Source organism: Staphylococcus pragensis, from assembly GCF_004785665.1.
GTDB lineage: Bacteria > Bacillota > Bacilli > Staphylococcales > Staphylococcaceae > Staphylococcus > Staphylococcus pragensis.
Genome location: NZ_SRPJ01000001.1, coordinates 985,811 through 998,007, shown reverse-complemented (window position 1 = coordinate 998,007; position 12,197 = coordinate 985,811). Strand labels below are relative to the sequence as shown.

Genomic DNA, 12,197 nt, shown 5'->3' with positions numbered 1-12,197 from the left:
AGAAGATAGTTCTTCTAAAACTTATAATTCAAATCAGTCACGTCGACGCTATTCGAAACATCGTGAAATTGTTTCAAGAGAGAAAACACCAAAATGGCTACAAAATAGAGGACAGCAATCAACGACTAAGAAAGAAGATAATGATGAACAACTTGAGAAAGATAGAGAAGCTTTTCGTGCTCAACTAGCTCAAGACTGGGAGGAGGATTAGATGAAATCTTTTAGTAGTATCATTGGAACAAACAATGAATTAGAACGCCGAATTGCTAAGATAAAGCAACAAGTTTTAAATGATGAAGACGTTAAACATTTTTTAACTCAGCATCAATCAGAATTGACGAATAAAATGATTGATAATGATTTAAATATACTACAAGAGTATAAAGACCAACAAAAGCATTATGATGGGCATGATTATGAACATTGTCCGAATTTCGTTAAAGGGCATATACCTGAACTCTATATTGAAAATGAACGCATAAAAATTAGATATAAACAATGTCCATGCAAAATTAAACATGATGAGGCACGTATTAATTCTCAACTCATTACTGCTCATCATATGCAACGTGATACTCTAAATGCGAAGGTTAAAGATATTTATACAAACGGAAGACATCGCTTAGATATTGCAATGGCGGTTAATGATATTTGTAAAAAGTTAGTGAACAAGGAAAATGTTAAAGGACTATATATTCATGGACCATTTGGAACGGGTAAATCGTTTATATTAGGCGCGATAGCGAATCAATTAAAATCTAAAAACGTTCCATCTACAATTGTTTATCTTCCAGAATATATACGTACATTAAAAAGTGGATTCAAAGATGGAAGTTATGAGAAAAAATTGCAACGCATTAGAGAAGCTAATATTTTAATGTTAGATGACATTGGAGCTGAAGAAGTGACACCATGGGTAAGAGATGAAGTTATTGGCCCTTTACTTCACTATCGCATGGTGCATGAACTACCAACATTCTTTTCTTCAAATTTAAATTTAGATGAACTAGAGCACCATTTAGCTAATACACGTGAAGGTGCTGAGCAAACTAAAGCGGCTAGAATTGTCGAAAGAATTAAGAGTTTAACGAATGCGTATTATTTAGACGGAGAAAATTTACGAAACAATTGAAATTTACAATAAGTGATGTATAATAAACTTAAATCTAAATCGTTGAAATTAATGAAGATATGATAATTTAATTTATATTATACAGAGAGCTAATGTATGGTGTGAATTTAGCTAATATATTAAATTGTTACTCCTTCATTTTAAGGTGCTAGTAATTAGTGCCCGGCTCAAGACCGTTATCTTATGTAGAGATATTTAGTGCTTACTAAATAACTAGGGTGGTGCCGCGACGAACTCGTCCCTTTTTTAGGGGGCGAGTTTTTTTAATTTTCAACGATAATAGAATTTATAATTGGAGGGTTATATAATGGATCAAATTAATATTCAATTCCCAGATGGCAATTCAAAAGCGTTTGATAAAGGAACTACTACTGAAGATATCGCGCAATCAATTAGTCCTGGATTAAGAAAAAAAGCTGTAGCGGGTAAATTTAATGGACAAATGGTTGATTTAACAAGACCATTAGAAGAAGATGGTGAAATTGAAATCGTTACACCTGGAAGTGAGGAAGCTTTAGAAGTTTTACGTCATTCTACTGCTCACTTAATGGCACAAGCTTTAAAACGTTTGTATGGTGATGTGAAATTTGGTGTAGGTCCAGTTATTGAGGGCGGTTTCTATTACGATTTTGATATGGATGAAAAAGTGTCATCTGATGATTTTGAAAAAATCGAAAAAACAATGAAACAAATTGTTGATGAAAATCATAAAATCGAACGTAAAGTTGTTTCTAGAGAAGAAGCTAAAGACTTCTTTAAAGATGATCCTTATAAATTAGAATTAATTGATGCAATTCCTGAAGATGAAAATGTAACTTTATATTCTCAAGGTGAATTTACAGATTTATGTAGAGGGGTACATGTACCATCTACTTCAAAAATTAAAGAATTTAAATTATTATCAACTGCTGGTGCTTATTGGCGTGGTGACAGTGACAATAAAATGTTACAACGTATCTACGGTACTGCATTTTTCGATAAGAAAGAATTAAAAGCGCATTTACAAATGTTAGAAGAACGTCGTGAACGTGATCACCGTCGTATCGGTAAAGACTTAGAATTATTTACTAACAACCAATTAGTAGGTGCTGGATTACCTTTATGGTTACCTAATGGTGCTACTATTCGTCGTGAAATCGAACGCTATATTGTAGATAAAGAAGTAAGTATGGGTTATGATCACGTCTATACTCCAGTGTTAGCGAATGTTGAATTATACAAAACTTCAGGTCACTGGGATCACTATAGAGACGATATGTTCCCACCTATGAAATTAGATGAAACAGAAGAAATGGTATTACGCCCAATGAACTGTCCTCATCATATGATGGTTTACAATAATAGACCACATTCATATCGTGAGTTACCAATTCGTATCGCCGAATTAGGTACTATGCACCGTTATGAAGCAAGTGGCGCTGTATCAGGTTTACAACGTGTACGAGGTATGACTTTAAATGACTCTCATATCTTTGTTCGTCCAGACCAAATCAAAGATGAATTTAAACGCGTTGTACACATGATTCAAGATGTATATAAAGACTTCGGATTCGAAGAGTATACTTTCCGTTTAAGTTATAGAGATCCAGAAGATAAAGAAAAATACATGGATGACGATGAAATGTGGAATAAAGCTGAATCAATGCTTAAAGAAGCGGTTGATGAAATGGGCTTACCATATGTTGAAGCAATTGGTGAAGCAGCATTCTATGGTCCTAAGTTAGACGTTCAAGTTAAAACAGCAATGGGTAAAGAAGAAACTTTATCAACTGCTCAAATTGACTTCTTATTACCTGAACGTTTTGAATTAAATTACATTGGTAGTGACGGCGAAAACCATCGTCCAGTAGTTATTCACCGTGGTGTTGTATCAACAATGGAACGTTTTGTAGCTTTCTTAACTGAAGAAACTAAAGGTGCCTTCCCAACTTGGTTAGCACCAAAACAAGTTGAAATCATTCCTGTAAATGTTGATTTACATTACGATTATGCGAAAAATCTTCAAGATGAATTAAAATCTCAAGGCGTTCGCGTAGAAATCGATGATCGTAATGAAAAAATGGGTTATAAAATCCGTGAAGCACAAATGCAAAAAATTCCTTATCAAATCGTTGTAGGGGATAAAGAAGTTGAGAATAACGAAGTGAATGTACGTAAATACGGTTCACAAGATCAAGAAACTGTTGAAAAAGATGAATTTATTTGGAATTTAGTCGATGAAATTCGTTTAAAAAAACGTAGATAGTCTTGATAAAAATGGATGCTTAATGTATATTACAAATTAGTTAAAATAAAAAAATGAGTTAGAGGTTGCAACTTTAATCAGTAACTCTTCAGAAGTTGTTATGGAACGTACGTTGAAAGAGTGAAAGGTAAAGTTGCCGAAATGAATGATAACCATAATTATCATTTGTTGGGACAGTTATCGAATAGAAACTGTACTGTCACAATTTGTGATGTGCTACCGATATAGATTAAGCAAAAGGTTGCATATCTCTAAGGTATGCAACTTTTTTTATTTCGATTTTTAATTTTACATAAATAAAAGTAAAATATAAATTTGATAAGTTAATTATCAACACATAGCAAATAAAATATTTCTAGTTAGCCTCTACTGTAGGAAAGGAAGCTTCTATGAGTAAAGTCAAAAATCAAGATGACGGCATCAAACGTGGTTTGAAAGACCGTCACATATCCATGATAGCGATGGGAGGATGTATAGGTACAGGTTTATTTATGACATCTGGAGGCGCTATTCATGATGCAGGTGCACTTGGTGCATTAATTGCATATGCTATTATTGGTGCCATGGTATTTTTCTTAATGACTTCATTAGGTGAGATGGCAACTTATCTTCCTGTATCAGGATCATTTAGTACATATGCTACTCGATTTGTGGATCCATCATTAGGATTTGCTTTAGGATGGAATTATTGGTTTAACTGGGTAATTACAGTAGCAGCAGATGTCACTATAGCTGCTCAAGTTATTCAATATTGGACTCCTATGGCTGGTATTCCTGCATGGTTATGGAGTTGTATCTTTTTAGTAATTATTTTTGCCCTTAACTCTTTATCAGTAAGAGTGTATGGTGAAAGTGAGTATTGGTTTGCATTAATTAAAGTAGTAACAGTTATCATATTTATCATTATAGGCTTACTAACAATTTTAGGTATTATGGGTGGCGAGTTTGTAGGATTTGAAACATTCACGAAAGGCGAGGGTCCTATCTTAGGAGGCAACCTTGGCGGTAGCTTATTATCTATTTTAGGTGTATTCCTTGTAGCAGGTTTCTCTTTCCAAGGTACTGAATTAATCGGTATTACTGCTGGTGAATCTGAGAATCCAGAACGTGCTGTTCCTAAAGCAATTAAACAAGTATTCTGGAGAATTTTATTATTTTACATCTTAGCCATTTTTGTAATTGGTATGTTAATTCCTTATGATAGTAATGCTTTAATGGGTGGAGATGACAGTATCGCAACTTCTCCATTCACACTTGTATTTAAAAATGCTGGTTTAGCTTTTGCTGCTTCATTCATGAACGCAGTTATTTTAACTTCAGTTTTATCTGCTGGTAACTCAGGTATGTACGCTTCAACACGTATGTTATATTCAATGAGTAAAGATAAATTAGCATTTGATACTTTTGGTAAAACGAATAAACACGGTGTGCCATATTTAGCATTAGTTGCTACAGGCGTGTTAGTTATTGTTATTTTCTTAGTTCAAAAGCTTAGCGGTGGCGCATATGAATACATTGTTGCAGCAAGTGGTATGACTGGATTTATTGCATGGGTTGGTATTGCCATTAGTCATTATAGATTCAGAAGAGCCTTTGATAGACAACACCATAATAAGAGTGAATTAAAATATAAAGCTAAATGGTTCCCATTTGGTCCTATATTTGCAGGGATTTTATGTGTGATTGTTATTATTGGACAAGACGTAGATTTTATTAAAACAGGGCATTTTGATTTAAATCGCTTTGTTATTACTTACATGGGTATTCCAGTATTTTTAGCATTTTATATCTACCATAAAATTAGATATAAAACAAAATTAATACCGCTTGATAAAGTGGATTTACGTCAAGATGTTAAAATGGATGATATTAAACATCATTAGATAAAAAATAATTGTTGACTTACATGATAAATGCTGATATGATTATTAACGTTGAATACGAAACGAACCAAGTAGAAACACCCGTTTCTCACCTGTAGCGACGCTTTAGGCAGTTGGCAGGTTAATCATGTCACACATTTATTGTGTATGAGTGAAGAGCGGGCGTTATACGTCCGCTCTTTTTACTTGGAACATTTCGTAAAATTTTGGGAGGTGTCAACCATAGCAAAAGATCAAACGCAAGTTAACGAAAAAATTCGTGCAAAAGAATTACGTGTCATTGGCCAAAACGGAGACCAAATCGGTGTTAAATCTAAACGTGAAGCTTTAGAAATGGCTGAACGTGTAGAATTAGACTTAGTGGTAGTAGCTCCAAATGCTAAGCCACCTGTTGCGAGAATCATGGATTACGGTAAATACAAATTCGAACAACAGAAAAAAGAAAAAGAAATGAAAAAGAAACAAAAAGTTATCAACGTTAAAGAAATTCGCTTAAGTCCAACAATTGAGGAACACGATTTCCAAACTAAATTGAAAAACGGACGCAAATTCTTATCTAAAGGCGATAAATGTAAAGTTTCAATTCGTTTCAGAGGTCGTGCGATTACGCATAAAGAAATTGGTCAACGTGTATTAGAAAAATTTGCTGACGAATGTAAAGATATTGCAACTGTTGAACAAAAACCTAAAATGGAAGGGCGTCAAATGTTTATCATGTTAGCGCCTGTAAACGAAAAATAATTCATAATTAGTAGGAGGAAATGAATCATGCCAAAAATGAAAACTCACCGTGGAGCAGCTAAACGTGTTAAAAGAACTGGTTCAGGTCAATTAAAACGTTCAAGAGCTTTCACATCTCACTTATTTGCAAACAAAAATACTAAACAAAAACGTAAATTACGTAAAGCTAAATTAGTTTCTAAAAGCGATATGAAACGCGTAAAACAATTATTAGCTTACAAAAAATAATTGTAGACGTTAAATAAGAACGATAATAAACAGTTATATCTAAGGAGGAATTTAATATGCCACGAGTTAAAGGTGGAACAGTAACAAGAGCCCGTCGTAAAAAAACTATTAAATTAGCTAAAGGTTACTTCGGTTCAAAACACACATTATATAAAGTAGCAAAACAACAAGTTATGAAATCAGGTCAATATGCATTCCGTGACCGTCGTCAACGTAAACGTGACTTCCGTAAATTATGGATTACACGTATCAATGCAGCTGCACGTAAACACGATATCAGCTATTCAAGATTAATGAACGGATTGAAAAAAGCTGACATCAACATCAACCGTAAAATGCTTTCTGAAGTAGCTATTTCAGACGATAAAGCATTCGCTGAATTAGTATCAAAAGCTAAAGAAGCTTTAAAATAATATAAGATAGAAGATTTTATTAAGTCTTCACATATTGTCGACAAAGGTGTTTATACTTTGTCGACATTTTTTTATAACATATTTAATCGACTAGTTATATCAAACAAACCAGTTCTTAATAAATTAAAGCGCTACGAACTAAGAAATAGAAATTGCTTTAATTGTTGTTCGATAGAGGAGTTTGATAAAATACATAAAAAGAATACATTAAATAAGGAGAATAGTATGTCTAAATACGATGAACAAATTATAGTAGTTCCTAGAAAAACAATTTTTGAAGATGAAAAAAATACATTTAATGGATTTTTGTCTAAAAATGATCCTCAAGGAGATAGTATTTTTAATGCTTTACCACACTACGAAGTAAAACGTCGTGGAGATATGGAAGAAGATCCTTCATATAAACAATTAATTTCGTATTGCTTACTTGAAAATGAAAATAATGAATTACTAGTTTATAAACGTTTAAGTGGTGGAGGAGAAAAACGTTTACATGGACAATCTTCAATAGGTGTAGGTGGCCATATGAATGATGTAGTAGGCGCACAATCTATTAATGAAATCTTGCGTGTTAATGCGCAACGTGAACTAGATGAAGAGGTTGGTTTATCAGAACAAAATTCACAAAATATGGATTATATCGGTTTTATTAATGATGATACTAATGAGGTTGGCAAAGTTCACATCGGAGTTGTGTTTAAAATTAAAGTCAATTCCCAAGATATTGAAGTTAAAGAAACTGATACTTTAAAAATTGAGTGGGTTGAACAAGAAAAAATTGAAGACTATGATAACTTCGAAACATGGAGTGCATTAATTTTAAAAGATTTATAAAAAAGGGGGCAAAATAGTGTCAGATATCATCCCTTTTCCTAAAGCGCAAAATAAACTTTATAACGATATTATCGAAATGGATAATCGACAAAATTATGATAAGTTATATAAGTTGTTTGAAGATTACGAAGCACAATACGAATTAGATGACAAACTAGCTTTAATTAAATGTGATATGTTGTATCAGCTTAAGTCATTTTTAGAATTGCGCGAAGAAGCCATCGTTCTTTTGAAAAAAGGTTTACCTTATTATGATGAACTAATGATTTATTATATCAAAGCTTTAAATGGTCTAGGTCAGTACTATGAAGCTATTGAAGTCATCACTCAAATAATTGATGAAGTAAAAGATCATAAAACAAGAATGGCTTTATTTCCTATAAAAGAATATGCACAGTCTCAATTAAATGAAGATAAACATTTAACTAGTCAGTTATTATCCCAATTCAATACTTTAAATTTAAATGAACAAATTAAATTGATAATGAAATTAATTGATAACGGGCACTACGAATTTAAAGAAACGGTAGCATTTTTACTTACAAATGAGGTAAAAGCTAATAATTTGAAAAGTATAATGCTAGAGTATTTGCGATTCGCAGAATATGAAGAATCAATTTCGATAAATAAATATGGATTCTCAATAAGTATCAAACCTTCAAAATTGAAAGGTCTTGAACATACTGAAATGAAGAATAATGTGATACCTAAAGTGACTGAACTACTTAGTGAAGGCGCGCTTAATATATCTAACGAAGCACATCATATTATGAATAATCATTCCATATTGCTTTATCCATTAAATATATTTGAGTTATATAGTGAATTAGATTGGGTAAAAACATATGAAGATTATTTTAAAACAATGATTGGCTTGGAAACAAATGAAGCTAATTCAGAAGTATTACAACTTATTTATATTTTAGATGGTCAAAATTGAGCAAATTAGTTTATATTATATTCAATATTCGTTAAAGTAAGGTTATTGATTTTCTTAAATAAGAGTGAGAAAAGCCCTATAAAACAATGTTTGTTTCCATATTAGACGTATGATATAATAGGGAAGTTGAAAAAATAAAAAATGTAATCATGGAGGTATTATACATGACAGCAACTTGGGAAAAAAAGGAAGGTAACGAAGGATTATTAAAAGTTACAGTTCCAGCAGAAAAAGTAGACAAAGCATTAGATCAAGCATTTAAAAAAGTAGTTAAACAAATTAACGTGCCTGGTTTCCGTAAAGGTAAAGTGCCTCGTCCAATTTTTGAACAACGTTTCGGCGTTGAAGCATTATATCAAGATGCAGTAGATATTCTTTTACCAGAAGCTTATGGTGAAGCTATCGATGAAACTGGAATTAATCCAGTAGCACAACCAGAAATCAATGTTACTCAAATTGAAAAAGGTAAAGACTTCGAATTCGAAGCTACTGTAACAGTTGAACCTGAAGTTCAATTAGGTGATTACAAAGGTTTAGAAATTGAAAAACAAGATTCTGAATTAACAGATGAAGACTTACAAGAAGCCATTGATCACAGTTTAAGTCACTTAGCTGATATGGTAGTTAAAGAAGACGGCGCTGTTGAAAACGGCGATACAGTTAACATTGACTTCGACGGTTATGTTGACGGTGAACAATTTGAAGGTGGCCAAGCTGATGGTTACGACTTAGAAATCGGTTCAGGTGCATTCATTCCTGGATTTGAAGATCAATTAGTAGGATTAAAAACTGGCGAAGAAAAAGACGTAGTTGTTACTTTCCCAGAAGAATATCATGCTGAAGAATTAGCTGGTAAAGAAGCTACTTTCAAAACTAAAGTAAACGAAATTAAATATAAAGATGTTCCAGAATTAGACGACGAAGTTGCTAATGAATTAGATTCAGAAGCTAACTCAGTTGACGAATATAAAGAAAACTTACGTAAACGTTTATCTGAACAAAAAGCTACAGAAGCTGAAAACGTTGAAAAAGAAGAAGCTATTAATAAAGCAACTGAAAATACAACAATCGACATTCCACAAGCTATGATTGATACTGAATTAGACCGTATGGTTCAAGAATTTGGTCAAAGAATTCAACAACAAGGTTTAGATTTACAAACTTACTTCCAAATCTCAGGTCAAGATGAATCTCAATTAAGAGAACAAATGAAAGACGATGCTGAGCAACGTATTAAAACTAACTTAACTTTATCTGCAATTGCTGATAAAGAAAACATCGAAGCTACTGATGAAGACATCGATAAAGAGTTAGAAAAAATGAGTCAACAATTCAACATTTCAGTTGAAGATATCAAAAATACTTTAGGTAATACAGACATCATTAAAAATGACGTACGTATTCAAAAAGTTATCGACTTATTAAGAGACAATGCTAAATACGTTGAAACAACTAAAGAAGATAAATAATTAATTTTCAAAATTAATATATTAAAATTTAAGTAGCAGGTGCATCAATAAATGTATCTGCTACTCTATATTTTAAGCATTATAGTTGTTTACTATAAATTTGCATTGTAGAATGCTATCTAGTATAGTCGTTTAAGAATAGAGGTGTAAATGAATGTTTAAATTCAATGAAGATGAAGAAAATTTAAAATGTTCTTTTTGCGGTAAGGACCAAGATCAAGTTAAAAAATTAGTTGCAGGTAGTGGTGTTTATATCTGTAATGAATGTATTGAATTATGCTCTGAAATAGTAGAGGAAGAATTAGCACAATCTAATTCTGAAGAGTTTACTGAATTACCTACACCTAAAGAAATTATGGATCACCTTAACGAATATGTTATTGGTCAAGAAAAAGCCAAAAAGTCTTTAGCTGTTGCAGTATATAATCATTACAAACGTATTCAACAATTAGGACCAAATGAAGATGATGTTGAATTACAAAAAAGTAATATCGCTTTAATCGGCCCTACAGGTAGTGGTAAAACATTATTAGCGCAAACACTTGCTAAAACACTTAATGTACCATTCGCAATTGCAGATGCTACAAGTCTTACAGAGGCTGGTTACGTAGGTGACGATGTTGAAAATATCTTATTACGTTTAATCCAAGCTGCTGATTTCGATATTGATAAAGCTGAAAAAGGTATTATCTATGTCGATGAAATTGATAAAATTGCACGCAAATCTGAAAACACATCAATTACACGTGATGTTTCAGGTGAAGGTGTACAACAAGCTTTACTTAAAATTTTAGAAGGTACAACTGCTAGTGTGCCTCCTCAAGGTGGACGTAAACACCCTAACCAAGAACTTATCCAAATTGATACAACAAATATCTTATTTATCTTAGGTGGCGCATTTGATGGTATTGATGAAGTAATTAAACGTCGCTTAGGTGAAAAAATTATTGGATTTGCTAGTAATGAAGCTGATAAATATGATGAAGAAGCTTTACTTGAACAAATCCGTCCAGAGGATTTACAATCTTATGGTTTAATCCCTGAATTTATTGGTCGTGTTCCAATTGTTGCTAATTTAGAAACTCTTGATGTAGAAGCATTAAAAAATATTTTAACTCAACCGAAAAATGCATTAGTTAAGCAATATACTAAAATGCTTGAATTAGATAATGTGGAGTTAGAATTCACTGAAGAAGCTTTAGCAGCTGTGAGTGAAAAAGCAATTGAACGCAAAACTGGTGCACGTGGTTTACGTTCAATTATTGAAGAAGCATTAATCGACATTATGTATGATGTGCCTTCATCAGATGATGTAGCTAAAGTAGTGATTACTGCTGAAACTATTCAAGATGAAATCGAACCTGAATTATATGATTCAGAGGGTAATTTATTAAACGATAGTAAAACATCTGCTTAACATAATTAATTATATTTCAAACCCAAATCGCTCTTTAAGATTTGGGTTTTTCTTTTTTACATTAAAAGAGAATTGTTGAGTAGTTACATATTCTTTTAGGTTTACGTTAAAATATATTATAATAAAACAGTTATAATAAACTTTAAAGAGAGAGGATATCATATGAATATTAATCCTAATAATATAGATTTAATTATCAGTGCAGTTCAAGAGGCACAATATCCAGAAACTGGTCTAGCTGAAGTAGCATTAAGTGGTCGTTCAAATGTAGGTAAATCTTCATTTATTAATAGTATGATTGGTAGAAAAAATATGGCTCGTACATCACAACAGCCAGGTAAGACTCAGACTTTAAACTTTTTTAATATTGATGATCAATTAATCTTCGTAGATGTTCCTGGTTACGGTTATGCAAAAGTAAGTAAGTCACAGCGTGAAAAGTTTGGAAAGATGATTGAAGAATATTTAACTAAAAGAGAAAGTTTAAAATTAGTTATACAACTTGTAGACTTACGCCATAATCCTACAGAAGATGACGTATTAATGTATGATTATTTAAAGCATTTTGATATTCCTACATTAGTAATTTGTACGAAAGAAGATAAAATTGCAAAAGGTAAAGTACAAAAGCATATTAAAAATATAAAAGAAAAATTAGATTTAGATCCTGAAGATACCATTATTAGTTATTCATCAATCCAAAATACAAAACAACAACAAATTTGGGATTTAATTTCTTCTTATTTATATTAATTATAATCACTACTAAAGTAAAATATTCTAGTGTGATGAAAGTATGACAATTAATGACAAAAAATTGACGTTAGATTAGAATCTTTCTAATTTATTTGAGCAATCGACTTAAAATCAAAGGTATATATGTTATACTAACATT

Annotated in this window: 11 protein-coding genes, 1 riboswitch and 1 other annotated feature; all 11 genes read left to right on the top strand. The window is 32.0% G+C overall.

Annotation, left to right across the window (positions count from 1 at the left end; all coding sequences use genetic code 11):
* Window positions 1–211 precede the first annotated feature (211 nt).
* The 11 genes from dnaI (at window position 212) to yihA (ending at window position 12,055) form a co-directional block, all read left to right on the top strand.
* Window positions 212–1,132, top strand: coding sequence for a primosomal protein DnaI (dnaI, locus tag E2558_RS04945; protein WP_126567074.1), 921 nt, complete (start codon window positions 212–214; stop codon window positions 1,130–1,132).
* A 307-nt stretch (window positions 1,133–1,439) separates the two neighbouring features.
* Window positions 1,440–3,377, top strand: coding sequence for a threonine--tRNA ligase (thrS, locus tag E2558_RS04940; RefSeq protein ID WP_126567073.1), 1,938 nt, complete (start codon window positions 1,440–1,442; stop codon window positions 3,375–3,377).
* Window positions 3,378–3,428: 51 nt separating this feature from the next.
* Window positions 3,429–3,604, top strand: a riboswitch (Lysine riboswitch).
* 162 nt (window positions 3,605–3,766) lie between these two features.
* Window positions 3,767–5,260, top strand: a complete 1,494-nt coding sequence (locus E2558_RS04935; protein WP_126567072.1) for an amino acid permease — start codon at window positions 3,767–3,769, stop codon at window positions 5,258–5,260.
* Window positions 5,261–5,323: 63 nt separating this feature from the next.
* Window positions 5,324–5,451: a sequence feature (ribosomal protein L20 leader region), on the top strand.
* A gap of 22 nt (window positions 5,452–5,473) precedes the next feature.
* The gene (gene infC, locus E2558_RS04930; RefSeq protein WP_126567071.1) at window positions 5,474–6,001 is read left to right on the top strand and encodes a translation initiation factor IF-3; all 528 of its coding nucleotides are present in this window, start codon (window positions 5,474–5,476) and stop codon (window positions 5,999–6,001) included.
* Between the two features lie 27 nt (window positions 6,002–6,028).
* Window positions 6,029–6,229, top strand: a complete 201-nt coding sequence (rpmI, locus tag E2558_RS04925) for a 50S ribosomal protein L35 (RefSeq protein WP_002448990.1) — start codon at window positions 6,029–6,031, stop codon at window positions 6,227–6,229.
* 56 nt (window positions 6,230–6,285) lie between these two features.
* On the top strand, window positions 6,286–6,642 hold the full coding sequence (gene rplT / locus E2558_RS04920) for a 50S ribosomal protein L20 (RefSeq protein ID WP_103298707.1): 357 nt from the start codon (window positions 6,286–6,288) through the stop codon (window positions 6,640–6,642).
* A 225-nt stretch (window positions 6,643–6,867) separates the two neighbouring features.
* Window positions 6,868–7,476, top strand: a complete 609-nt coding sequence (locus E2558_RS04915; RefSeq protein WP_126567070.1) for an NUDIX domain-containing protein — start codon at window positions 6,868–6,870, stop codon at window positions 7,474–7,476.
* A gap of 16 nt (window positions 7,477–7,492) precedes the next feature.
* Entirely contained in the window at window positions 7,493–8,416 is a 924-nt protein-coding gene (locus E2558_RS04910) for a hypothetical protein (protein ID WP_126567069.1), read from the top strand.
* A gap of 164 nt (window positions 8,417–8,580) precedes the next feature.
* Window positions 8,581–9,885 carry a trigger factor gene (gene tig, locus E2558_RS04905; protein ID WP_126567068.1) on the top strand — a complete coding sequence of 435 codons (1,305 nt, stop codon included), beginning with the start codon at window positions 8,581–8,583 and terminating at the stop codon, window positions 9,883–9,885.
* A 154-nt stretch (window positions 9,886–10,039) separates the two neighbouring features.
* Entirely contained in the window at window positions 10,040–11,302 is a 1,263-nt protein-coding gene (gene clpX / locus E2558_RS04900; RefSeq protein WP_126567067.1) for an ATP-dependent Clp protease ATP-binding subunit ClpX, read from the top strand.
* A gap of 162 nt (window positions 11,303–11,464) precedes the next feature.
* Complete coding sequence (gene yihA, locus E2558_RS04895; protein WP_126567066.1) at window positions 11,465–12,055, top strand: ribosome biogenesis GTP-binding protein YihA/YsxC; 591 nt, start codon at window positions 11,465–11,467, stop codon at window positions 12,053–12,055.
* The last annotated feature ends 142 nt before the right edge of the window (window positions 12,056–12,197 follow it).